This is a genomic window from Coriobacteriia bacterium (assembly GCA_041658765.1).
Lineage (GTDB): Bacteria > Actinomycetota > Coriobacteriia > Anaerosomatales > JBAZZO01 > JBAZZO01.
In genome coordinates this window covers 49,783-73,283 of record JBAZZO010000004.1, presented here as the reverse complement: position 1 = coordinate 73,283, position 23,501 = coordinate 49,783, and the positions used below count along the sequence as shown (strand labels likewise).

22 protein-coding genes are annotated in these 23,501 nt (G+C 69.4%); 9 read left to right on the top strand and 13 right to left on the bottom strand.

Features of this window, described 5'->3' with window-relative positions; translation table 11 throughout:
- The first annotated feature begins 107 nt into the window (after window positions 1–107).
- Window positions 108–1,673 (top strand): DUF255 domain-containing protein, encoded by a 1,566-nt coding sequence (locus tag WC971_03825; protein ID MFA5843941.1) that lies wholly within the window; start codon window positions 108–110, stop codon window positions 1,671–1,673.
- A gap of 7 nt (window positions 1,674–1,680) precedes the next feature.
- Here WC971_03825 and WC971_03820 read toward each other — a convergent pair whose 3' ends face one another.
- Window positions 1,681–2,118 carry a GNAT family N-acetyltransferase gene (locus tag WC971_03820; protein MFA5843940.1) on the bottom strand — a complete coding sequence of 146 codons (438 nt, stop codon included), beginning with the start codon at window positions 2,116–2,118 and terminating at the stop codon, window positions 1,681–1,683.
- A 76-nt stretch (window positions 2,119–2,194) separates the two neighbouring features.
- A complete protein-coding gene (locus WC971_03815) occupies window positions 2,195–3,412 on the bottom strand; it encodes a DEAD/DEAH box helicase (GenBank protein ID MFA5843939.1) in 1,218 nt (405 codons plus the stop codon).
- A gap of 132 nt (window positions 3,413–3,544) precedes the next feature.
- Here WC971_03815 and WC971_03810 point away from each other — a divergent pair, with 132 nt between their 5' ends.
- Genes WC971_03810 through WC971_03800 form a run of 3 tightly spaced genes read left to right on the top strand, consistent with a single transcriptional unit; the run spans window position 3,545 to window position 6,105 of the window.
- On the top strand, window positions 3,545–4,786 hold the full coding sequence (locus tag WC971_03810; protein ID MFA5843938.1) for a hypothetical protein: 1,242 nt from the start codon (window positions 3,545–3,547) through the stop codon (window positions 4,784–4,786).
- Window positions 4,783–5,970, top strand: a complete 1,188-nt coding sequence (locus tag WC971_03805; GenBank protein ID MFA5843937.1) for an MBOAT family O-acyltransferase — start codon at window positions 4,783–4,785, stop codon at window positions 5,968–5,970. Before WC971_03810 ends, WC971_03805 begins: the two co-directional genes overlap by 4 nt.
- A 3-nt stretch (window positions 5,971–5,973) precedes the next feature.
- Window positions 5,974–6,105, top strand: coding sequence for a hypothetical protein (locus tag WC971_03800; GenBank protein ID MFA5843936.1), 132 nt, complete (start codon window positions 5,974–5,976; stop codon window positions 6,103–6,105).
- A gap of 23 nt (window positions 6,106–6,128) precedes the next feature.
- Here WC971_03800 and WC971_03795 read toward each other — a convergent pair whose 3' ends face one another.
- The 5 genes from WC971_03795 to WC971_03775 all read right to left on the bottom strand — a co-directional run bounded on the left by WC971_03795 (window position 6,129) and on the right by WC971_03775 (window position 14,810).
- Window positions 6,129–7,139 carry a L,D-transpeptidase gene (locus WC971_03795; GenBank protein MFA5843935.1) on the bottom strand — a complete coding sequence of 337 codons (1,011 nt, stop codon included), beginning with the start codon at window positions 7,137–7,139 and terminating at the stop codon, window positions 6,129–6,131.
- Window position 7,140: 1 nt separating this feature from the next.
- On the bottom strand, window positions 7,141–7,650 hold the full coding sequence (locus WC971_03790) for a hypothetical protein (protein MFA5843934.1): 510 nt from the start codon (window positions 7,648–7,650) through the stop codon (window positions 7,141–7,143).
- 66 nt (window positions 7,651–7,716) lie between these two features.
- Complete coding sequence (locus WC971_03785) at window positions 7,717–8,781, bottom strand: beta-eliminating lyase-related protein (protein MFA5843933.1); 1,065 nt, start codon at window positions 8,779–8,781, stop codon at window positions 7,717–7,719.
- A 24-nt stretch (window positions 8,782–8,805) separates the two neighbouring features.
- Window positions 8,806–11,370 (bottom strand): ATPase, T2SS/T4P/T4SS family, encoded by a 2,565-nt coding sequence (locus WC971_03780; GenBank protein MFA5843932.1) that lies wholly within the window; start codon window positions 11,368–11,370, stop codon window positions 8,806–8,808.
- On the bottom strand, window positions 11,367–14,810 hold the full coding sequence (locus WC971_03775; GenBank protein ID MFA5843931.1) for an ATP-binding protein: 3,444 nt from the start codon (window positions 14,808–14,810) through the stop codon (window positions 11,367–11,369). The genes WC971_03780 and WC971_03775 overlap by 4 nt, the downstream gene beginning before the upstream one ends.
- A 116-nt stretch (window positions 14,811–14,926) precedes the next feature.
- On the opposite strand from WC971_03775, the gene WC971_03770 reads away from it, so the two are divergent.
- The 4 genes from WC971_03770 to WC971_03755 are packed head-to-tail and all read left to right on the top strand — an operon-like array spanning window position 14,927 to window position 16,694.
- The gene (locus WC971_03770) at window positions 14,927–15,208 is read left to right on the top strand and encodes a UBP-type zinc finger domain-containing protein (GenBank protein MFA5843930.1); all 282 of its coding nucleotides are present in this window, start codon (window positions 14,927–14,929) and stop codon (window positions 15,206–15,208) included.
- Between the two features lie 30 nt (window positions 15,209–15,238).
- The gene (locus tag WC971_03765) at window positions 15,239–15,454 is read left to right on the top strand and encodes a hypothetical protein (GenBank protein MFA5843929.1); all 216 of its coding nucleotides are present in this window, start codon (window positions 15,239–15,241) and stop codon (window positions 15,452–15,454) included.
- Complete coding sequence (locus WC971_03760) at window positions 15,451–16,281, top strand: hypothetical protein (protein ID MFA5843928.1); 831 nt, start codon at window positions 15,451–15,453, stop codon at window positions 16,279–16,281. Before WC971_03765 ends, WC971_03760 begins: the two co-directional genes overlap by 4 nt.
- 8 nt (window positions 16,282–16,289) lie before the next feature.
- The gene (locus WC971_03755; protein MFA5843927.1) at window positions 16,290–16,694 is read left to right on the top strand and encodes a hypothetical protein; all 405 of its coding nucleotides are present in this window, start codon (window positions 16,290–16,292) and stop codon (window positions 16,692–16,694) included.
- Window positions 16,695–16,700: 6 nt separating this feature from the next.
- On the opposite strand, the gene WC971_03750 is transcribed toward WC971_03755, so the two are convergent.
- The gene (locus WC971_03750) at window positions 16,701–17,021 is read right to left on the bottom strand and encodes a hypothetical protein (GenBank protein MFA5843926.1); all 321 of its coding nucleotides are present in this window, start codon (window positions 17,019–17,021) and stop codon (window positions 16,701–16,703) included.
- A 94-nt stretch (window positions 17,022–17,115) separates the two neighbouring features.
- Between WC971_03750 and WC971_03745 the strand changes: the two genes are divergently transcribed.
- Window positions 17,116–17,889 (top strand): DUF3800 domain-containing protein, encoded by a 774-nt coding sequence (locus tag WC971_03745; GenBank protein MFA5843925.1) that lies wholly within the window; start codon window positions 17,116–17,118, stop codon window positions 17,887–17,889.
- A gap of 177 nt (window positions 17,890–18,066) precedes the next feature.
- Here the strand turns inward: WC971_03745 and WC971_03740 are convergent, their stop codons facing one another.
- Genes WC971_03740 through grpE form a run of 5 tightly spaced genes read right to left on the bottom strand, consistent with a single transcriptional unit; the run spans window position 18,067 to window position 23,500 of the window.
- The gene (locus WC971_03740) at window positions 18,067–18,762 is read right to left on the bottom strand and encodes a hypothetical protein (GenBank protein MFA5843924.1); all 696 of its coding nucleotides are present in this window, start codon (window positions 18,760–18,762) and stop codon (window positions 18,067–18,069) included.
- Window positions 18,763–18,771: 9 nt separating this feature from the next.
- On the bottom strand, window positions 18,772–21,357 hold the full coding sequence (gene clpB, locus WC971_03735) for an ATP-dependent chaperone ClpB (protein MFA5843923.1): 2,586 nt from the start codon (window positions 21,355–21,357) through the stop codon (window positions 18,772–18,774).
- Window positions 21,358–21,387: 30 nt separating this feature from the next.
- Entirely contained in the window at window positions 21,388–21,792 is a 405-nt protein-coding gene (locus tag WC971_03730) for a helix-turn-helix transcriptional regulator (GenBank protein MFA5843922.1), read from the bottom strand.
- A 37-nt stretch (window positions 21,793–21,829) separates the two neighbouring features.
- Window positions 21,830–22,918 carry a molecular chaperone DnaJ gene (dnaJ, locus tag WC971_03725; GenBank protein MFA5843921.1) on the bottom strand — a complete coding sequence of 363 codons (1,089 nt, stop codon included), beginning with the start codon at window positions 22,916–22,918 and terminating at the stop codon, window positions 21,830–21,832.
- A 15-nt stretch (window positions 22,919–22,933) separates the two neighbouring features.
- The gene (gene grpE, locus WC971_03720) at window positions 22,934–23,500 is read right to left on the bottom strand and encodes a nucleotide exchange factor GrpE (GenBank protein MFA5843920.1); all 567 of its coding nucleotides are present in this window, start codon (window positions 23,498–23,500) and stop codon (window positions 22,934–22,936) included.
- Window position 23,501 lies beyond the last annotated feature (1 nt).

The window sequence follows — 23,501 nt, the reverse complement described above, 5'->3', positions numbered from 1 at the left end:
TGCGTCACCGTTCATACTCTGATAATCGGTAGGAGGTTCTCGAAGATGAAGGTCTCAGCACCGTTCGTCCGACGAACGGGACCGCTCATTCGGGGGACAAACCTTTCGTGACCAAGAATGCGCCTTCCACGGACGCGCTCGGCGGCTCAGTGTCGCCGTACCTGGCGGCCCACGCCGCGGGCCCCATCCCGTGGCGGCGGTGGGGAGTCGCAGCGTTCGCCGAGGCGCGCGATCTCGACCGCCCGCTCTTCGCGTCCATCGGATATCACTCGTGCGAGCGTTGCCGCGCCTTGCGCCTCGGATCGTTCGGGGACACCGCGGTCGCCCGCCTGCTGGCCGAACGATTCGTCCCCGTGATGGTCGATCGTGTCTGCCGCCCGGACGTGGACGCCGTCTACCTCGACTACGTGACGGCGACGTCGGGTTCGGGGGGCTGGCCTCTCGCCGTCTTCCTCACGCCCGAGGGATGGCCGTTCTTCGGAGAGACCTACCTCCCGCGCGACGCGAGCGAGGATGTCGCGGACCTCATCGGCGTGCTCGAGACCGTCGCGGACTCATGGCGCGACGATCGCGCGGGCGTGCGGCAGGCGGCGGCGGCGGGCGAGGGGTTCTTGCGCGACCAGGCCGCGCCGCGCCCTAGGGGAGACATCGACCTCACGGTCGTCGAGCGGGCGGCGGAGTACGTGATGCGCGAGGCCGACGAGACGAACGGCGGTTTCGGCACCGTGCCGAAGTTCCCGTTGTCGACGGTGACCGGTTTCCTGCTCGCGCTCGCGCACTCTCTCGGCGACGGGGAGGCCCGCTACCACGCCATGCGCTCGCTGGAGGGACGCATCCGTGGTGGAGGGTATGACCACGCCGGCGGCGGTCCGTTCCGATACGCGGCAGGCGCGGACTGGACAGCGCCGTCCCCCGAGAAGACGCTCTACGACTCCGCGCTGCTGTTGAGCGACCTCGCCCGCGCGCACGGCGTCGACCCGCGCGAGGAATGGGCGGCGGCGGCTCGCGGCACCGCGGCGTTCCTCGAACGCGACCTCGCCGCTTCCGGGGGCCTCTTCCACGCGGCGGTGGCGACCGGTGCCGCGACGCCCGAGCCCGACACGAACCTGGTGGTCTCGTGGAACGCCCTCGCCGCGAGAGGGCTTCTCGAGGCGGGCGCCTCGTTCGACGACCCGCATCTCACCCGCTCGGGGCTCTCGACGCTCGACGCCCTCCTCCCGCTCGCCGCCCGCGGCGACGGCGTGCCTCACGTCCTCGATGACCCTTCCATGGAGGATGTCCGGCTGCTGGAGGACGCCGCCGCGCTGTCGGCCGCGTGCCTCACGGCGGCGGAGATCGCCGGACGCGACGACCTGCTCCCCACGGCCGCCGCCCTTCACGACGAGGCGCTGGCACGATTCGGGTCCCAAGACACGCTCTACATGACCGACGATAAGACCGACCTGCCAGTGCGTGCGCGCGAGGAGCGCGACGAGCCGACGCCCTCGGGCGCGGCGACATCGGCGGAGAACGCGGTGCGCCTGTGGCGGCTCTCGGGCGACTCGGCACGGCTCGAGGAGGCACGGAGCCTGCTCGAACAGTGGTGGGCGATCGCCGACTTCTCCCCGCTGTTCGCCGGGCGCGCGCTCGACGCCGCCGTCGGTCTGCTCGACGCTACCGGAGGGTTGCGCTGAGGCGCATCTAGAGCAGGGCGCGCATGTACTGGACCGTGGGATCCGGGTGGAAGCCGTGCCGCTCGTAGAAGTGCGTCGAGACCACCGTGTGGCTCGTCATGACCTCCATGCTGCGGTAGCCCTTTCCCGCCAGGGTCCTCTTCAGGGTCGTGACCAGCTCGTCCGCCACGCCTCTTCCCGACCAGGCCGGGTCGACACCGAGCTCCACCACCTGGAACTCGTCTCCTTCGAGCCAGCGGCGGCGGAACCCCATCAGGAACCCGACCGTGCGCTTGCCCTCGACCGCGACGAGGCCTCCGAAGCCGATCATCCCGTAGACGTCCTCGAGATACTCCCGGGCGCGCTCCATCGACGCCGGCATCCCGAGAACGCCACGCGACGCATCGATGAGCAAGCTCGCACAGGAGTCCAGATCCGTTGGCTCGAACATGCGGACGGCGATCATCGGCGCTCCCTCACGACGGCGACTTGCGGCTCCGATGGGTAGTATACGGGTGGAGCGCACCGGTGCGAACGGTCGCCTAGCGGCGCCCCCTGCGGCGCCTGCCCATGACGCGGCCGCCGTACACGACGCGAGGTTTCTTCTGCATCGGCGTGCGATCGGCGGGGGGGACGAAACGCTCCTTGTACGTGAAGCCGGGCAGGTCCTCGCACGCGATGGTCATCCCGATGAACCGCTCGATCTGCTCTAGGTCGGGGACCTCCTCGGCGGCGAGGAAGCTGATGGCCGTCCCGGTCGCGCCGGCGCGCGCCGTGCGTCCGACCCGATGGACGTAGTCCTCGGGGTTCGCCGGGATGTCGAAGTTCACGACGTGGCTTATCGACTCGACGTCGATGCCGCGGGCGACGATGTCGGTGGCGACGAGAACGCGCACGCGCCCGTCCTTGAACCCCTCGAGCGCCTTCTGGCGCTGAGCCTGCGTCCGGTCCGAATGGATGACCGAGCACTCGATGTCGTTGCGCACGAGGACCCGGGCGACACGGTCGGCCCGATGCCGGGTGCGGACGAAGACGAGCACCCTGGTGAGGTCCTGGCGGCGCACTAGCTCCACGAGCAGCTCGGCCTTCTGCGCCGCGTCGACGGCGTAGACCGCCTGCCGCACCGCGTCGACCGGCGTCGCGACCTGCCCGACGTCGACCCGGACCGGGTCGTCGAGGGTCGAGGCGACGACGCGCAGCACCTCGTCGGACATCGTCGCGGAGAAGAGCAGGTTCTGCCGCTTCTCGGGGAGGAGCGCCAGGATCCGGCGGACGTCCGGCCAGAAGCCCATGTCGAGCATCCGGTCCGCTTCGTCGAGCACGAGGATCTCGACATGTCCGAGATTCGCGTCGCCGCGGCGGCAGACGTCCAGGAGGCGACCGGGAGTGGCGACGAGGAAGTCGACGCCCTTGCGCAGCGCCGCGACCTGAGGCTCGTAGCCGACGCCCCCGTACACGCACAGGACCCGATGCCCGGTGAAGCGCGCCGCGACCCGCGCGACCTCCTCGATCTGGAGAGCGAGTTCGCGCGTGGGGGTGACCACGAGGGCCTTGATGCCCGGCGCGTGGCTCAGGCGCTGAAGGGCGGGAAGGACGAACGCCGCGGTCTTGCCGGTGCCCGTCTGGGCGCAGCCGACGACGTCCCTGCCCGCCAAGGCGAGAGGAATCGCGTCCTGCTGGATGGGAGTGGGCTCGGAATACCCCATGGCATGCACGCTCTTGAGTAGGCGCGCCTCGAGCCCGAGTTCATCGAACGTCATCAGTCTCCGTGTTCGTCCGAGCGAGTATAGCCGCGGCACGCCCCCATGTCGAACCGACGACCCCCGGCCACGGTGTCCGGGCGCGGCCCGGCTTGACCCGCCGAGTGCCCTTCGCCGACGATGGCACGCGTCATGGGAGAACGCAGGACGGCCGACTTCGGGCCGCGCGCCGACGGCGCGGGGCCACGCGAACGCGAGGGGCTGCCGGCGTGGCGGCTCCTGCGCCGCGTCGCCCTCTGCCTCGTCTTCCTCGCCCTCCTCGATGCCGCGGTCGTCAGGACGGTCCCGCCCTCCGGCGCGTTCGAACGCGACTACCGCCTTCCGCCCGGCGGGGAGATCGGCTCGCTTCCCGCCTACGCCGACCACATCGAGCGGATGCGCGCGGACGGAGCCACCCCGACGGTCGTCTTCATCGGCGCCTCGCCGACATGGGGTCACGGCATCCGCGACGCGGCGGACACCTTCCCCTACGCTTTCGAGCGGGCCGCTCGCCGTGAAGGCACGCCCGGCGCGAAGGCGTACAACGTCTCCGGGGACGGATGGCTGCCCGCGGACGAGGGCTACGTCCTGGCGCGCTTGGCCGGCGCCGGGGACGCCTTCGTCGTCCAGCTCACCTACCACACGTTCTCGCCCGCCGCGCGGGAGCCCTCGCCGATAAGGGAGCCGGGCCTGCCGGAGGCTCTCGGCGTCCCGGTCACCTCCGCCGACGCCGCGGCGTTGGGACTTCGCCCGACGCCGGGTATCGATCTCGGCGCGGCGCTGCGCTCGTGGATGCGACGGCGCTGGGCGCTCTATCGCGAGCGCGACCTCATCGTGCGGCGCGTGCTCGGCGACGGCCCGGAGCGGCGCCTCTTCCGGGCATGGGAGAGCGCGCGGGGCGCACAGACGCAGGGCTCGGTCGCGTCGCAGGACGGGGTCGCGGCGTTCGACTCCCTGCCGCCCGCCCGGCAGATGGTCGTCGTCGCCCGTTACGCGCGGCGCAGCTCCTTCCGCGCGCGCCCCGGCGATGTCGAGGTGGTCTCGTTACGCAGGATGGCCGACCTCCTGCGCCGGCACGACAAGCGCGCCGTCTTCTTCGTCTCGCCCATGAACGAGGACGTCATCGCCGCCTACAAGCTCATCGGCCCCGGGCGGTATGCGGCGAACCTGGACGTGATCCGAGCCGCGGTCGGCCCGGACTTCCCCGTGCTCGACTATCACGACCGCCCGTTCCTCACCTCCGAGGACTTCTCCGACATCAGCCACACCACCGCCGAGGGAGGGAGACTCACCGGCGAGCGACTCTGGCGCGACGCCGGCGCGTACCTGCTCGGCCGCGCTCCCGCGTCGACGGTGACGGCCGGACCGGCGCCGGGAGCGGGGGTGTCGCCGTGATCTTCAACGAAGCGATCTACCCGCTGTTCCTCGCTGTCACTGTCGCGGTCTTCCACCTGCTGCCGGGCCGCGCGCGGCCCTGGTGGCTCTTCGCGACGGGGCTCGCGTTCTACGCCTACTACGCGACGGCGTTCCTGTGGCTGCTCGCCGTGGAGATAGCCGTGGTGTGGGTCGCCGGACGCATGGTACGCCGCTCGCGCGCCGCGTTCGCGGCGGGACTCGGCGCGACGATCGGCGCGCTCGCGTGGTTCAAGTACTCGGGCATGGCCGTGAACACCGCGCAGCGCGTGCTCGCCCTGCTGGGCCGCGGCGGTCTTCCCACGTTCGAATCGCTCTACCTGCCGCTGGCGCTCTCGTTCTTCACCTTCGAGTTCGTCCACTACCTCATAGAAGGCCGGCGCGGCGCACTGCCGGAACACGGCCTCGGCGACTTCCTCGCCTTCGCCGTCTTCTTCCCGACGATGGTCGCGGGACCGATCAAGCGCTTCCCGGCGTTCCTCGAACAACTGCGCGGGGCGCGCCTCACGCCCCAAGACGCACAGGAGGGGATCACGCGCATCCTCGTCGGAGCGGCCAAGAAGATCGTCCTCGCCGACACGCTCTCCCTCTGGATCCAGCTGCTGCTCTCCAGGGCGGGAGTGTCCGGCACCGGCCGCGCCGATCTCCTTGTGGCTCTGCTCGCGTACGGCCTGAAGATCTACCTCGACTTCTCCGGATACTCAGACATCGCCATCGGCAGCGCGAGGCTTTTCGGCATCCGCGTCCCGGAGAACTTCTCCTGGCCCTACCTGCGGGCCGACATCGCCTCGTTCTGGCGGCACTGGCACATGTCGCTCACCTCCTGGATCTCCGACTACATCTACAGGCCGCTCGGAGGGAACCGCAAGGGTCTCGCTCGCACCGTCCTGCACACGCTCGTCGCCTTCGCGGTCTCGGGCCTGTGGCACGGCGCGGCGTGGCACTTCGTCGCGTGGGGCCTCTACCACGGAGCGCTGCTCTGTACGTACCGCGTGTGGCGTCACGTCGTCGAGCGGACGGGGCTGCGCGCGCCGGAGAGGATGAGACCGCTCGCCTCGCTCGCGGGCGGCCTGCTGACGTTCGCGCTCGTCACGTTCGGGTGGGGCCTGTTCGTCATGCCGGTGGGGCGTTTCGGGCTCCTGCTGGCCCGACTGGCGGGGAGCTGACGCATGAGCGACTTCAGACGTCTCGCACGCGAACTGGCGATCGACGCCGGCTGGGCGCTGCTGTGGGCGGCGCTGCTCGTCGCCGTACTCGTCTTCGCGGGCGGCGGCTCGCCCTTCATCTACATCGACTTCTGAAGCAGGGAGACCGGCGCGACGGACTACTCCCGCGTGCGCACCAGCGTGCCGAGCGGGACGAGTGTGGAGAGACGCAGCACGTCGGGGTTGTACATGCGCACGCAACCCATGCTCGCCATCGTGCCGATGCTGCTCGGCCGGTTCGTGCCGTGGATGTAGTAGCCGGAGAAGTGCCATCCGCCCGGCCTGCGGCTCCACATCGACATCCGCAGGACGCCGTACGCGCTGCCCCCGTGCAGACGCTCCTTCGTGCGGATGTACCAAGTGCCGACCCTCGTCGGGGTCCCGGGCATGCCGATCGCCACGGGGAACGACGCGACGAGGCGCGCGTGCTCGACCAGGTAGAGCATCATGTCGGACTTGTCGACGAGCACGTAGCGCGCCGCGCCCGGCGTGGTACCGAGGTTCCACACGACGACCTCTTCGGAGGGCGTGTCCCCCCAGGCGTTGCGTGCGCGGACGCGCACCGCGATCCCGCCGTAGGGGATCTTCGCCGAAGGCAGATCGAAAGCGGCGGCGCCCGACGGCTCGACGCGGCGCTGCATGAGGTACATGCCGCCGGCGTCCACGATGATGCTGACCGTGCGCGTGTCGCAGGTCCCGGCGGCGACGACCCGGCGCGCCACGGTTCCCGACGCCACCGCGAGCCCCGGCGTCCGCGGGCGAAAGTCGGCGGCGCTCGCCACGAACGGCTCGCTCGCCGGGCCGGCCTCCCCGCCCTCGCCGTACGCGATCGCGGTGTACGTCTCGACGTCCGCAGCCACGTGCACGCGTATCGCGAGCGTCCCTCCCGAGTCGGGATCGGGCACCGAGGCGCGCGTCGTCTCGACTCCGTCGCGCAGCAGCGCGACCTCCCGCGCGCCGGGAGCGACCGTCACGTCGAGCCGCACGGCGCGGGCGCGGGCCTCGGCCTCGCCGAGCGAGACGAGGGGAGCCTCGGGTGCGCCGGTCCCGCGCGACACAGCGGGCGCGAAGAGCAGCGACGCCGTCAGCAACGACGCCGCGAGTATCCGTATGGGGTCCGTCGGGCGCATGTCAGTACGTCCGGACCATGATCTGCTTGACGACGCCCGACCTCACGTAGAAGTCGGTGCCCTTGCGCCCTCCGAGCACGTACTTCGTGTAGACGGATCCCGGGACCCGGCGCAGAGCGGAGCCGTACGCCCGACGCAGCGCGGCCTCCGTCGTGCCGACCCGCGCGCCGCGCCCCGTCGCGTATCCCGACCCGTTCACCACGAAGATGAAGACGTGTCTCGACGCGTTCGAATAGATCTCGAGCGGATACGAGCCGCTGGACAGGCGCGTGCCGAGATAGGCGTAGTAGACGGTCTGGCCCTCGTACTCCGTGCTCCGTCCGCTGCGGGCGACCCGTGTCCCCAGCGACCTGATGCACGTCGAGTCGTGGTACCCGAGCCTGGCGGAGCCGACGCCGAGACCTTCCCATATCCGTACCGTCGCCGATGCGGGAGCAGGCGTCGCGAGCGCGAGGGAGACCGCCAGCGAGCAGACCGCGACGAGCGCGCGTCGGTGGATGCGTCGGCCCATCGCACCTCCTCGTATCGTCGGCGGCCTGGCGCTTTCGCGCTCCCATGTTACAGCAGGGGAGCGCTCCTATGCATCGGCCAGCGCCGCGACGAGACCGTCGACGTCGTCTTCGGTCGTGTCCCACGAGGCCACCCATCGCACGACCACCGTATGGTCTTCCAGACTTCTTCCCCGCTCGTCCCAGACGTAGAACGGATATGCGTCCTGGAGGTCCCCGACGACCCGCCCCGGGATCCTCGCGAAGATCTCGTTGGCCTCGACGGGCGCGACGATCTCGACCCAGGGCACGCCGCGCGCGCCCTTCTCCAGTCGCGCGGCCATCGCGTTCGCGTGGCGGGCGTTGCGCAGCCACAGGTCGCCATCGAGGAGCGCGCTCAGCTGCGCGGAGACGTAGCGCATCTTCGAGGCGAGCTGGCCGCCGTTCTTGCGCGCGTACTTGAACGCGTCCGCGGCCCGGCTCACGCGGTCCGAGAGGAAGACGACGGCCTCGCCCATCACGAGACCGTTCTTCGTCCCGCCGAACGAGAGGACGTCCACACCCGCGTCCGTGGTGAGAGCGCGCATGGGAAGATCGAGGGCGGCGGCGGCGTTCGCGAGTCGCGCGCCGTCCATGTGGACGAAGAGACCGGCTTCGTGGGCGAGGTCCGCGAGTTCCCGCACGCGAGCCGGACCGTAGACGGTCCCGTACTCCGTCGCCTCGGTCAGGGACAGCGCGCGCGGCTGCGAGTGGTGCTCCACGCCGATGCCGCGCAACCTGTCAGCGACCCCGGCGGGCGTGACGCGGCCGTCGGGCGCGGCGACGGGGAGCAGCTTCGAACCGGTGAAGTGCTCGGGAGCGCCGCACTCGTCGGTGTCGATGTGCGCGCACTCGCTGCACACGACCGCCTCCCATGGACGCAGGAGGGAGACCAGCGCCGTCGAGTTCGCTCCGGTGCCGTTGAAGACCGGGAACGCGCGAGCGCTAGTACCGAAGTGCGACCGGAACGCCGCTTCGGCCTTGGCGGTCCAAGGATCGTCTCCGTACGCGGGCGCGTGACCGGCGTTCGCGGCCGCGATCGCCGCGAGCGCATCCGGATGCGCGCTCGCCTGGTTGTCCGACGCGAAACCCCGCCGTGCCCCTTCGCGCTCCACGCGCACCTCCACCCTAGTCGGCAGTCACCTTCCCAGTATCCTACCGAGTCGCGCGAGGAGCACGTCCTTTCGCACGGGCTTGCGGATGTAGTCCGCGGCCCCGAGCTGCAGGGCGCGCGCCTCGTAACTCTCGTCTCCGGAGGCTGTGAGCAATACCACGGGGACGCCGATCCCCTTCCCCTTCGTCATCTCGAGGAGCTGGAATCCGTCGAGCAGCGGCATGTCGACATCCGAGAGCACCAGGTCGAACCGTTCCCGTCCGAGCTGCAAGAGCGCGTCGACCCCGTCGGTGGCGACTGTGACCAAGTGACCCGAGTCGAGGAGCATCCGCTCGATGGCCGCGGCGGAGTCTTCGTCGTCTTCCACCACGAGGATCGAGGGAGCGACGGAGAGGGCTTCCGGCCCGACCGGCGCCGGCGTCGCCGTTGCGGCGGGCTCCGCGACGGCGACCACCGCTGCCCCTTCCTCCTCGAGCCGGGGGTCGTCGGCGATCGCGACCCTGTACGCGTCCGCGACCGAGATGTCGCCGGCGAGCACGGCCTGGACGGCGGCGTCCGCCATGAGCTGCACTCCCTGCCCGCGCACGAAGAGCCGGATCTTCGTGACCGGATCGCCGCGGCGGACCATCTCCGCGACATCGTCGTCGAACTCGATGACCTCGGCCACGACCCGGCGCCCGCGGAACCCTGTGCCGCCGCAGGCCGGGCAGCCGATCGGGCGGGCGACCCGCTCGAGCGGGGCGGACAGGAACGGCTCGAGCATCTTGATCTCGTCAGGAGTGGGCTTCTCGATGCGCCGGCAATCGGGACACAGGCGCTTCACGAGCCGCTGGGCGACGATGGCGAGCAGCGCGTCGGCCATCGTCGGGCGGTTCACCCCAAGGCGCTCGAGCCGGAAGACCGCCGCCATCGCGTTCGAGGCGTGGACCGTCGACAGGGTGAGGTGCCCGGTGCTCGAGAAGTCCACCGCCGCCTTCGCCGAGAACGAGTCGCGGATCTCTCCGAGGAAGAGCACGTCGGGGTCCTGCCGCACGACCGAGCGGAGAAGCGACTCGAACGTCAGTCCCGCCTTCTCGTTCACCTGCTGCTGGTTGGCGAGCGGGATGCGGTACTCGACCGGGTCCTCGACGGTCACGAGACTGCGGCCCGAGAGATCGAGTGAGGAGAGCATGCTGTACGCGGTCGTCGACTTGCCGGAGCCGGTCGGACCGACGACGAGGACGAGGCCCATCGTCCGCTTCGCTAGGTCCCGCAGCTCCTTCGCTTGTTCGACGCTCATCCCGAGGCCCTCGAGGTCGCCCGGTCCGCTCGTCACGTCGAGCAGGCGGATCACGAGGCTCTCGCCGCTTGGCGTCGACGTCGTCGCGAGGCGCAACTTGTAGATGGCGCCGCGGATCGACGCCTCGAGCATGCCGTCCTGCGGCTTGCGCCGCTCGGCGATGTCGAGCCCGGCGATCGCCTTGAACCTCGAGATCAGCCTCGCCGCCGTCGCCGAGCCGATGGAGACGATGTCGCGAAGGTCGCCGTCGACCCGGAACCTGATCGTCGACTCGTCCGGCTTCGGCTCGATGTGGATATCACTCGCTCGCGCCTCGACCGCCGAGAGAAGCAGGCTGTTCGCGACGTATGCGACGGGTTGCGAGGAGATGGCGCTCTCCTCGAGCGCGACGCGCCACTCGGAGCCGATGCTGAGCATGTCGTGGTCCTCGCCGGTCGCGACCTCTTCCACGCCCTGCGCGTTCACGGTCAGCCCGCCACCGAACGCCGCGCGCACGACATCCGGCGCCGCGACGCATAGACCGCTCTCGGAACTCAGGTCGGCCTGCCGCTCGAGCGTCTCGACGAGTTCCCAGTCGAACGGGTCGCAGACGACGAAAGAGGCCTCGCCATCGTCGTCCCAGACCGGGACGACGAGCTTCCGGCGGCAGAACGGCGTCGGCAGGACCCCCAGACGAAGCTGTTCGGGCTCGATGCGCTCCGCGTGGCACATGCCGAGGAACTCGGCGATCGCCCTCGCCATCTCGCGGGGACTCATGCCGGCGCCCGAGGCTGACTCGTAGACGCGATCGGGAGTCATCGAGACCAGGGCGGCTCGAGCCTGGGGCGACAGGTCCGGCGTCGACAGGAGCTTCTCCTTGAACTCGAGGAACCTCGCGGGCACGATCCGCTCCGACCAGGACCTCGTCTCCTTCTCGATGCGGTCCCAGCGGGCCACGCCCTCCAGGTGACGCTCGACCGCGGAGACCAGATCGGCCGGCATCACGGGCTTGACGAGATAGTCCGCGGCGCCGACCGCGAACGCGCGGGCCCGGTCCTGCTCGCCGCCCACCGCCGTCACGAAGACGACCGGGACCTGCCTGGCGCCGGGGCGCGTGAGCAGCCTCTCGCAGAACGCGAACCCGTCCATGCGCGGCATCATGAGGTCGAGTAGGACGACATCCGGGTCGCGTTCCTCGGCGACACGAAGGCCCTCCTCGCCGTCGCGAGCCGTCGCGACCTCGTATCCGGCCGCCTCGAGGACCCGCTCGTGGAGGTCGAGAAGGTCGGGGTCGTCATCGACCGTGAGCACGACCGGCCGCCGGTCCGTCATGCGCCCGCACCGCCTCTCGCGTACCGGGCGACGCCTTCGAGAAGCGCGGCCTTCTTGATGGGCTTGGCGAGATGTCCGTCGCAACCCGCCTCGAGCGCGCGCTCGACCTCCTCGCGCATCGCGTACGCGGTGAGAGCGACGACGGGGGTGCGCGGGGCGCCGGACTCGGCCTCCCACGCTCGGATCGCGCGCGTCGCGTCGTGACCGTCCATCCCCGGCATCTGGACGTCCATCAGGACGAGGTCGTAGGCGGCCGGGCCAGCGCTCTTGAAGCGTTCGACGGCCTCGACACCGTCCTGTGCCTCTTCGAGTTCATACCCCGAGCCCGTCAGGAACGCCTCTATGAGGAAGCGGTTGTCTTCGGAGTCGTCGGCGAGGAGGACCCGTCCCGTCGTCGGCACGGCGTCTGCGGGCGCGACGGCGGGCACCGAGAACACCGCGGCCGGGGCGGCCCCGCCCGCGTCCTCGCCGGGGACCTCGAGTGAGACGGTGAATCTGAAGGTGCTCCCGGTCCCGACCTCGCTCTCGACCCAGATCCGGCCGCCCATGTGCTCCACGAGGCGCTGCGATATCGCGAGCCCGAGGCCGGTGCCGCCGTACTGCCGCGTCGTGGACGTGTCCGCCTGAGCGAAGCGTTCGAATATGCGCTGGAGCTGGTCGGGGGAGATACCGATGCCCGTGTCCTCGACGCTGATGCGCAGGTCTCCCGGCTCTCGCCCGTCAGGGTCCGGCTCGACGAGGACACCGACGCTGCCGTGCTCGGTGAACTTCAGCGCGTTGCCCACGAGGTTCGCGACCACCTGATGCAACCGCGCCGGGTCGCCGAGCAGCCGGTGCGGGACCATCCCACACCTCATCGAGATGGAGACGCCTCTCTCCCGCGCGCGGCCCTCCATGAGGTCGACGACGTTCTGCACGACCTCACACGGATCGAGCGGGATGCTCTCGAGGTCGAGCCTGCCCGCCTCGATCTTCGAGAGGTCGAGCACGTCGTTGATGAGCGTGAGCAGGGCCTCTCCCGCCGTCCGGAAGATGCGGACGTAGCGCTGTTGCGTCTCGTCGAGCGCGGTCTCGTCGAGAAGCTCGGCCATGCCGATGATCGCGTTCATCGGCGTGCGGATCTCGTGACTCATCGTCGCGAGGAACTCGCTCTTCGCCTGGTTCGCCGCGTCGGCGGCGCGCATCGCCTGCGCGAGATCGTCGGCCGCGCGCTTGCGCTGGATCGCGTTCGTGATGATGGCGCCGACCACGCGCAGGGGCACGACCTCCTCCTCGTCCCAAGTCCGGGCGACCCGCTCCGAGTCGAGGCCGAGGAACCCTATCCCCCTGCGCTCGTTGACGAGCGGGACGATGACGATCGACTTGATGCCCGCCTTGGTCAGGCTCTCGCGGTCCCTGCCCGCCTCGGGGGGCAGCTTCTCGACGTCGGGGACTCGGACCATCTCGAAGGCGCCGATCCGCTCGAGCAGCCACGGATAGCCCTCGACGCTCGCGCCCTGGAACGCGGTCCGGCGCGACGCGATCCCGGGCGCGCACCATTCGAAGGTGTTCGTCATCGTCTTCAGGTCTCCGTCGAGTTCCATGACGTAGGCGCGGTCGGCTAGTGCGAACCGCCCGAAGGCCTCGATCGTGCGCTCGATCTCCTTCGGTATGTCGTCCGGCTCGATGGCGATGAACTCGGTCGAGATGATCGTGACCAGGTTGTTGAAGTCGTTGCGCCGAGCGACGATCTCAGCGGCCCTCTTCCGATCGGAGATGTCGCGGGCGAAGATGAGCACCGCGTCGCGGCCGCGATATCTCAGGCCGACGCATGTCGCCTCCACGTCCAGGAACATCCCGTCACTCTTGCGGTACCGGAGATCCTCGATCACGCATGCCGCCCCCGACGAGAGCACCTCGTCGGGGTGGACCGTGTCGGGACGATCCTTCAGCGACTCGAGTGTCATCGCGCGCAACTCCACACCCGTGTAGCCGAGGATGTGTTCCATGAACGGATTCGCGTCGAGGATCGCGTACGTCTCGGCGTCGACGATGAAGATGACCTCCGGCGCGTTCTCGAAGGTGGCGCGGAACCGTGACTCCGACGATGCGATCGCGCTCGCGGCGGAGCGAGTGAGCGCGAGGGAGATGTAGAGCATGAGGAGGATCGTGATCGCGAGGATCTCGTACGCGATCCCGCTCGCGCGATTGCTGGCCACTTCGGCCTGCAGGGAGTGCGCGGACCGGTCCGCGCCGATGACGGCTACGACACGGCCGGTCTCCGGGTCCCTCACGGGCGCCAACGCCGAGACCCACACCCCCCAGCGGTCCTCGAGCGGTCCCTCGACGAAGGCGCCTCCCCTGCCCTCAAGGAGCCGAACGAGGCGCGGCGGCGCCTCGGGATAGGGCTGCCCCGGGGGCGAGTACCCGCGTCCACCCGGCTCGGTCCCGTCGGCGAGGAAGACGGCGCGACCCTCCCGGGTACCCATCAGGTAGAGGTCTGTGAAGTCCGGGTTCGCCGACAGCATGGCTTGGAGCTGGAGTTGGAGATGTCGGTATTCCTGCAGGCCGTAGTCCGCATAACCGCCACTGAGATGGATGATGTGGTGCGCGTCGAGAGCGGCGGCGGCGGTCTCTGCAGTCCGCTTCAGATTCGCTCGCATCCGCCCTTCGGCACGGTGTCCCAGCTCGTAGGTCGCCGCCCACCCGAGCGCCAGCACGACGACCAGGAACGGCACCACACCCAACCGTGGCCCAACGACAGGCATCTCCTCTCCGTTTTCGGAGAAACGGGCTCTCGCGACGGCGTAACCGCCGAGGTGGAAGACGAAGCCGAACGCGACGAAGTCATGGATGAGCTGGATCGGCAGTCCTGTGAACTGGAGGAACGTGTCCGCGTTCATGACGGAGGCGGGGAACCGGGCACCAGCCTCCGGGATGAACAGACATACCAGCCCATAGGCGGCGAACGCCCATGCTGCGAGTCTCAGCGACCGCCTGTCGGAGCGCTCGAGGTGGCCCCCCGTCTCGTACAGGGTGCCCGCGACGACCATGCTCGCGAGGACCCCTACCACCCGATGCACGGCGCCGAGATCGCTCCAACCCTCGGTGACCTGAACCGCACCAAAGAGCCCGAGGAGCACCGCATACGACCAGATCGGGACGCGCCTCCGACTGTCGGCCAAACGTCCACGGCGACCGAACTCGAAGAGCGCGAGATAGGCCACGAGCTTGAGCACGTCGCCCGCCATCATGAGGGCCGCGTGAGGCGCGTACTCGATGGAGGCGAGCGTCAACCACTCCGCAACCGCTTGCACGGCGCCGAACGCGCCGAGCCAGAGCCACGGCAGCCGCTTGTTCCCCGCCCTGGCCAGCAGGAAGCTGTGCGTCGCCAGAACGGCGAAGTTCAGTCCGCCGACGAAGAGGATGTAGTCGAGTTGCGCGGCGAGGAAGCGGGTCACGAGGGTCGGCCTTTCGTGGTCGATGCTTCCAGTTATTCCCCCGACGCCGGCGGTACACTCGCCACAGCGGCATCGGGGCGACGAACGGGTACAGACTCCGAGACGGGAGGTGGGGCATGAAGTGCTCGCATTACGGCCAGGCGGACCCGGAGATCGGCGGCGCGGCCGACGCCTGCGAGGACTGCGCGAAGACCGGCGGGACGTGGGTCGCCCTGCGCCGATGCAGGGTCTGCGGCCACGTGGGGTGCTGCGACTCCTCGCCGAACCATCACGCCCGCGCGCACTGGGAGGCGACGGGTCACGCGATCATGCAGTCGGCGATGCCGGGCCAGGACTGGATGTGGTGTTATGCTGATGATGGCTACGTCGGGCCCGACGGAGAGTTGCTCGAAGGCTGAAACCCGTTGCGGGACCTAGGGGGGACCGGGATGCTGGCGCAAGAGGTCCGCGACGTTCTCCATCCGTATGTCGGACCGATCATCGCGGACACGTGCGTGAGGGCGACCGCGCTCTCCGTGGGGAAGACCTGCGAGCAGCTCGACCCCGGCGACATACCCGTGTTGAGCGCGAACATCCGGCGGCTGCTGTCGCCCATCGCGTCCCGCCCCACCATCGAGACCATAGTCGCGCGAATCTCGGCGTGAACGGGGTCCAGCTCCTCTCGGAGCCGCTCGTCTCCCGCCGCACCATGGCCCTCGCGGTAGGCGGGCTCGTCGGTGTTCTCGTCGTCCGTGCGCTCATGGGGCTCCAGGTCGGCGGCGAGCCCACCTCACGGCTGCTGGCGGAGGCGGGTCCTCTGGCCGTGCTGGTCGTCGCCGCGGCGGTGACGCTTCGGACCGCGCTCGGGTTCGAACGCGGCGAGTCCCTGCGGCGCCAGTGGTCTCTGATCGGCCTCGGACTGCTCGCGCTCGTCGGCGGCGAGCTCGCGTCGTTCTTCGCCGGCGCGGCGCTGGGCGCGAGTGCCGCGCCGGGCCTGCCGGACGCGCTGCGCGTGACCGGCTACGTCCTGCTCTGCACCGGACTGCTCCTCGCGGCGTTCTCGTACCGCGACCTCATCGACGCCCGCGTGCCGCTCGCCGTATCGGCCGTGGTGTCGTACGGCATCGGCATCGTGGTGTACTTCTCGCTGCTCGAGCCCTACGTGATCGCCGGAGGCGGCCTCACCGGGACGGCGAGGGCGCTCGCCGTCTTCTACCCCCTCGCCGACGTGCTCGGCGCGCTGGCGCCCGCGCTCTTCCTGACGATCGTCGTCTCGCGCCTCTACGGAGGGCGCCTGTCGTGGCCGTGGATCGCCTTCGCGCTCGGCGTCCTCGCCCTCGGCGTGAGCGACACCGCCCACTCGGTGCTCTCGTCGGCCGACCTCTACCGGCCCGGTCACCCTCTCGAGACCGGCTGGCTTCTCGCACCGATCCTGATGGCGATCGGCGCGTCGATCGCCAGCGACGTCGTCGAGTTGCCGCTCGGAGAGTGACGGACCCCATGGCCGCGAGGATCGCGTTCGCGGTGCTATGGGGACTGCACGGCGTCGGTATGGCGGCCGGCTTCTTCTCGGCGTGGTTCGTCGAGATGCCCCTCGGCTTCGTTCCGGAGCCGTGGATCCTTCCGGGTGACGTCGGCTTCAACGGACCCGTCGGCAAGGCGTGGGGATTGATCTTCCTCGCCTCGTGCGCGGCGATCGTCGCAAGCGTCGGAGCGCTCCTCGGCGAGCTGACCTGGTGGCGCGAAGCCGCTCTCGCCGGCGCCGCGCTCAGCCTCGTCGCGATCCTGCCGTGGTGGCGGACGGTCGCCACGGGCAGCCGCTTCGGAGCCGCGTTGAGCCTCGCCGTCGTCCTCGCACTGTGCACGCCGCAGGGCGCACCGCTCGTGCGCGCGATCGGCGGCTGAGCGCCCCTACCGCAGGGCCAACTCGTCTCCCACCACGTCGACCGTGACGGCGCCGCCTTCGCGCACGGTCCCGTCGACGAGTCCCTTCGCCACGCGGTCGACGACCTCGCGCGCGATGACGCGCTTCAGCGGCCGCGCGCCGTACACGGGATCGAAGCCGTCGAGGGCGATCCTCTCAAGGGCCGCGGGCGTGATCTCGAGCGTCACCTTCCGCTGCGCGAGCCGCTCGCGCACCTTCGCGAGCTGCAGCTCGACGATGTCCGCGATCTGCTCCATCGACAGCGAGTGGAAGACGACGTCGTCGTCGACGCGGTACTCTGCGAACACTTTAACCCGCTCGATCTTGCCCGCACCGACACAAATCCCGCACTTGACATCGTGCTCCCTGCTATTCTGCTTCGCAGTAGAAAGTGGGGAGCAAGTGGCAACCAGCTACGTTGTCTACATCGACGAGTCCGGCTGCGAGGGATTCCGCTTCGGGGATGGCTCGTCGTCATGGTTCGTGCTTTCCGCCGTGGTAACCAGAACTCACTTGGACCTCGAGACGGTAAAGCTCGTTGACGACGTTCGGGCCATCTTGGGCAAGGAACCGAAGAAGCCTCTCCACTTCCGTGACCTCAAACATCATCACCGCAGACCGTTCGCGCAGGCGATCGCCGCAGCACGACTCCGTACCGTGTCTGTGATGGTCCACAAACCAAGTATTGCCGAGCCGGAGAAGTTCCAGGATGGGAGTCGGCTCTACTTCTACGCGGTCAAGTTCCTGCTCGAGCGCGTTTCCTGGCTGTGCAGGGACCATCTCGGATCACAGGATCCCGGAAATGGGACAGCGCGAGTGGTCTTCTCGAACCGAGCAACGATGTCGTACGACGACATGCGCGCGTATCTTAGCCGCCTCGAATCCGATCCCGACACGTTCGACGTGGCGATCGACTGGACTGTCATACGCCCGGAGAAGATCGAGTCGCTCACCGCCGGCAAGCTGATGGGACTACAGATCGCCGACGCCGTTGCCTACTCGCACTTCGTCGCTGTCGAGCCGGACGCTTTCGGGAACATCGAGACATCCTATGCGGACACCCTGCGCCCCGTGTTGTACCGGCGCGACCAGGCGATCTTGGGCTACGGTGTGAAAATATGGCCGCCCCCCAGGCCGGAGATTCTGGGCGCCAGCGCCTTCCTCTCGAACCTGTGAACCCCGGACAATAGGAATGCAGGCCCCGAGACTCAGGATCCCACCCCTGGGGGGCTGCCATCCGAAGACGACCTGAGTTTGTTCTCGCGCATGCCTGCGTTATCAGTATACCCCGGTCTCTGACAACACGCGCGCAATACTGGAGTTGCTCCAAGGTCGCGAGTGGAGCGAGATGCCTCAGGCAGTTTGAGGCGGCACCGGCGCAACTGCGACTGCGGCCTCGACCATATGGAGCAGGTGACACCTCGTTCCATCGATGATCACGGCAATATCTCGGGGGCTCCATTCCCCGAACACCGCCTTCGCCTGGCAAAATCTCCCGATGGTCGTCGCCCGATCATCCGCACTCGGGAAGCCTGCTGCACGCCGCTCGGGGAACCCCTGGTGCTTCACGTGGTTCACAAAGGCCGCAAGGTCCCGAAATTCTGACGCACCAAGAAGATTCCTGATGGCCACGCAAAGATCGCTGTCTGCGCCGATGCTGCTGCAGACTGCGTCCGCAACCTCCTTGGCATGCTTTGGATCATCGACGCCTACTCCGCATCCAAGAACCACGTTCAACAGCTGTGCGAGCGCATCCACCCCGCCGTGGAGTTTACGCATCGTCGACTCGGTCAGCCACCAGTCGAAGTCCCACATATGCTGGCCCGTCGGTGTCTTCTGCGGGTCAACGTGTTCGAGCTCGACCTCGTTCAGAACGTGCGCATTCAGCACGCGTCGGATCCTGAACTCGAGCACCTCAGCCTTGAACGCGGAATCCACAGCCCTGGCGGCGGACTCGAACGCGCTATCGCCGGAACGAGACGTCGCGAGTTCGTCGCGGCTCCTGCGCCACCGCACCAAATCGTCATGCGCTCGGTCGAACCGATCCATGCTCGCCCCCTACGCAACCACCAACTCGTCTCCCACCACGTCGACCGTGACGGCGCCGCCTTCGCGCACGGTCCCGTCGACGAGTCCCTTCGCCACCCGGTCGACGACCTCGCGCGCGATGACGCGCTTCAGCGGCCGCGCGCCGTACACGGGATCGAAGCCGTCGAGGGCGATCCTCTCAAGGGCCGCGGGCGTGATCTCGAGCGTCACCTTCCGCTGCGCGAGCCGCTCGCGCACCTTCGCGAGCTGCAGCTCGACGATGTCCGCGATCTGCTCCATCGACAGCGAGTGGAAGACGACGATGTCGTCGACCCGGTTGAGGAACTCCGGGCGGAACGTCGCGCGCAACGCCTCCTCGACGAGGGTCTTGATCCTCGCATCGTCGCCCTCCTTCGCGAGCTCCTCGATGAACTGGCTGCCCACGTTGCTCGTCATGATCAGGATCGCGTTGCGGAAGCTCACGGTGCGGCCCTGGCCGTCGGTGAGCCTGCCGTCGTCGAGCACCTGCAACAGCGCGCCGAAGACGTCGGGGTGCGCCTTCTCGATCTCGTCGAGGAGCACGACCGCGTAGGGGCGGCGGCGCACGGCCTCCGTGAGCTGGCCGCCCTCCTCGTAGCCGACGTACCCCGGCGGGGCGCCGATGAGGCGCTGCACCGAGAACTTCTCCATGTACTCGCTCATGTCGAGGCGGACGAGGTTGCGTTCGTCGTCGAAGAGGTACTCGGCGAGCGCTTTCGCCAGCTCGGTCTTGCCCACGCCCGTCGGCCCCATGAAGATGAACGATCCCAGCGGCCTGTCGGGATCGGCCAACCCCGCCCGCGAGCGACGGATCGCGCTCGCCACCGCGACGACCGCCTCGTCCTGCCCGACTACGCGCCTGTGCAGCTCCTCCTCGAGTCGCGAGAGCTTGGCGAGCTCCCCTTGCATGAGGCGCGCGACGGGGATGCCGGTCCAGGCCGCCACGACCTGCGCGACGTCCTCCTCGTCGACCTCTTCCTTGAGCATCGCGTCGCCGGCCTGGAGCTGCTTCAGGCGGGCGTCGGCCTCGACGAGCTCGGCCTCGAGGGCGGGCGCCCGGCCATAGCGTATCTCCGCGACCCGCTGCAGGTCGCCTTCGCGCTCGGCGCGCTCCTCGTCGCCGCGTGCGGCATCGAGATCGGCCTTCACACGCCGCACGCCGGAGATCACGTCCTTCTCCGAGAGCCAGCGAGCCTTCAGACCCGACAGCCGCTCCTCGATGCCGGCCATCTCCGCGCGGAGCTTCTCCAGCCGCTCGCCGCTCGCTTCGTCGGTCTCCTTCGCCAGCGCCGCCTCCTCGATCTTGAGCTGGCGGACCTGCCGGTCGACGACGTCGATCTCGGTCGGCATCGAGTCGATCTCTATGCGCAGCCGGCTCGCCGCCTCGTCGATGAGGTCTATCGCCTTGTCGGGGAGGAAGCGGTCGGCGATGTAGCGGTGCGAGAGCGTCGCCGCGGCCACGAGGGCGCCGTCGGTGATGCGCACGCCGTGGTGGACCTCGTAGCGCTCCTTGAGGCCGCGCAGGATCGCGATGGTGTCGTCGATGTCCGGCTCGCCGACGAAGACCGGCTGGAAGCGCCGCTCGAGAGCGGCGTCCTTCTCGACGTGCTCGCGGTACTCGTCTAGCGTCGTCGCGCCTATCGCGTGCAGCTCGCCGCGGGCGAGCGCCGGCTTGAGCATGTTCGAGGCGTCTATCGCGCCCTGGGCGGCGCCCGCGCCGACGATGGTGTGCATCTCGTCGATGAAGAGCACGATGCCGCCCTCGGCCCGTTCGATCTCGCGCAGGACGGCCTTGAGGCGGTCCTCGAACTCCCCGCGGTACTTGGTGCCGGCGACCATCGCCCCAAGGTCGAGCGCGACGACGTCCTTGTCCTTGAGCGTCGCCGGGACGTCGCCCGAGACGATGCGCTGGGCGAGCCCCTCGACGATCGCGGTCTTGCCCGTGCCGGGCTCGCCGATGAGCACCGGGTTGTTCTTCGTCCGGCGGGAGAGCACCTGGATGACACGGCGGATCTCGGCGTCGCGCCCGATGACGGGATCGAGCTTCCCGTCGCGCGCCGCCTGCGTGAGGTTGCGGGAGAACCTCTCGAGCGCCTGGAACTGCGCCTCGGGGTTCGCATCCGTGACTCGAGCGCCGCCGCGAAGCTGCACGAGCGCGGCCTCGATGCGCTCGGACGTAACGCCCGCGCGCTCGAGGGCACGACCGGCCTCGCCGCGGTCGGCCGCGATGCCCGCGAGCAGATGCTCGGTCGAGACGTACGCGTCCTTGAGCTTCTCGGCGAGCTTGAACGCCTCGGCGAGAACGGTCTGGAGACGCGCGCCGATGCCGGCGGGCCCGGTCGCTCCCGGGCCCGTGACACGCGGGATCGCCTGGATCGCCGTGGTCATCTCGGCCTCGATGAGGTCGGGGTCCGCCCCGACCTTCTGCACGACGGGCCTCACGACGCCCTCGGCGTCGTCGAGAAGCGCTTTGAGCAGGTGCTCCGGTTCGATCGCGGGTCCGTCGGCGTCGTCGGCGATCCCCTGCGCGGCCTGCAGCGCCTCCTGGGCCTTCACCGTCAGTCTGTCGAGCCTCATCTCGCCTCACTCCTCGACACGCCCGCGCTCCTATCCCCGGCGCGCGATCCCGCCCCGCGGCGCGAGCACTATGTCGGCGCGGTAGCCCGCGTGCGCGAGCCGCACCTCGGACGCCAAGCGCCGCTCGAACGCGTCGGCCTGCGCCCGCAGCGCCTCCAGCTCGGCGCGGAGCCGGTCCATCTCGGCCTGGAGCTCCATGATGCGCAGGACGCCCGACAGATTGACGCCCTCGTCCTGCGTGAGCCGTTGGATGAGACGGAGCCTCTCGACGTCGGCGTCGGAGTACAGCCGCGTGTTCCCCGCCGAGCGCTGCGGCTGGACCAGGCGCCGGCGCTCGTAGATGCGCAGGGTCTGGGGATGCATCCCGGACAGCTCCGCCGCCACGCTGATCATGTATAGCGGGCGTTCGCGGTCGTTCCCGCGCCGGTCGCTCATCCTCTGCTCCTCCTTCGTCGACACGTGTCACGCCCGGCTACCGGACGTGCGCCCTCACGTCCTCGTCCTCGCGAGAGGACGCGAACCGCTTGAGCAGTTCCTTCTGCTCGCCGCTGAGCTTGGTCGGGACGCTGACCTTGATGCGCACCTTGAGGTCGCCGTTGCCCTTGCCCTTCAACCGCGGGACGCCCCTCCCCGCCAGGCGGTGGACCGAACCGTCCTGGGTCCCCTCTGTGATCTTGAGCTTGACCTTGGCGCCGTCCGGCGTCGGTATCGTCAGGGTTGCGCCGAGAGCGGCCTCGGTCACCGTGACCGGCAGGTCCATGAGCACGTCGGCGCCGTCGCGAGAGAAGTAGGGATGGGGCGCGACGTGGGTCACGACGTACAGGTCCCCGGCCGGGCCGCCGGCCGAACCGGGCTCGCCCTTGCCCTTGAACCGGATCTTGCCCTCGCCGGCCACTCCGGCGGGGATGTTCACCGTCACCGGCTTCACCCGCACGACCTGGCCCTTACCGCGGCATGTGGCGCACGGCTCCTCGACGATGCTCCCTTTGCCGCCGCAGCGCGGACACGGCCTGGAGAACCCGAAGAGCCCCTGGCCCTGCGTGACGTGACCGACCCCGCCGCAGTTCGGGCACTTCACCGGGCTGGTGCCCGGCTTCGCTCCCGTCCCGTGGCACGTCCCGCACTCCTCGGCGCGACGCACCTCGACCTTACGCGAGACGCCGCGCAGGGCCTCGTCGAAGGTGAGCGTGACGTCGTACTGCAGGTCGCCTCCGCGACGCGCGGAGCCGGCGGCGGAGCCCCCGAAGCCAGAGAAGACACCGCCGAAGAGGTCGCCGAGGTCCACGTTCTGGAAGCCGCCGGGAGGAGGACCCCCAGGCGCTCGTCCGGGGCCTCCCGGGCCGCCCGGGCCGGGGAAGTACTGGCCGAACTGGTCGTACTGGGCGCGCTTCTCGGGGTCGGAGAGTACCTCGTACGCCGCGTTGACCTCCTTGAAGGCCTCCTCCGAGCCGCCGGTGTCCGGATGGTGCTTCCTCGCGGCGCGGCGGAACGCCTTCTTGACCTCATCGGCGGTCGCGGTTCGCTTCACGCCGAGTATGTCGTAGTAGTCCTTGCGAGCCATGCCGGCCCACTCCCGTCAGAGGTGGCGCGCCTTCCCGCCCAAACTCACGACCACCATCGCCGGCCGCACGACGCGTCCCGCCATGACGTAGCCCTTCTGGAACACCTCGATCACGGTCGCGTCGGGGACCTCGAGGTCCTCACGCTGCTGTATCGCCTGGTGGGCCGTGGGGTCGAACGGCTGACCGAACGGATCGATCACCTCCACGCCCTCCTTGGCGAAGACGTCGAGCACCTGCGCGCGGACCATCTCGACGCCGGTCAGCAGGTGCTCGGAGTCGTCGCCCGCTATCGCGTGGTCGATCGCCTTCTCGAGACCGTCGAGCATCGGGAGGAGCTCCTCGACGATGCGACGGCACGCCAGGGCGACCGAGTCGGCCTGGTCGCGCGCGACCCGCTTGCGGTAGTTGTCGAACTCGGCCTGCGAGCGCAGCGCGAGATCGAGGTTCGCGGCCGCCTCGGCCTCCGCCGCTTCGAGCCGCGCCTCGATGCCGTCCGCGCGCATCTCCAGCACGGAACCCAGGTCGTCCTCGACCTCGGGGTCGACGGGCGGCGTCTCCCGCTCCGCACGCTTGCCGGCCATC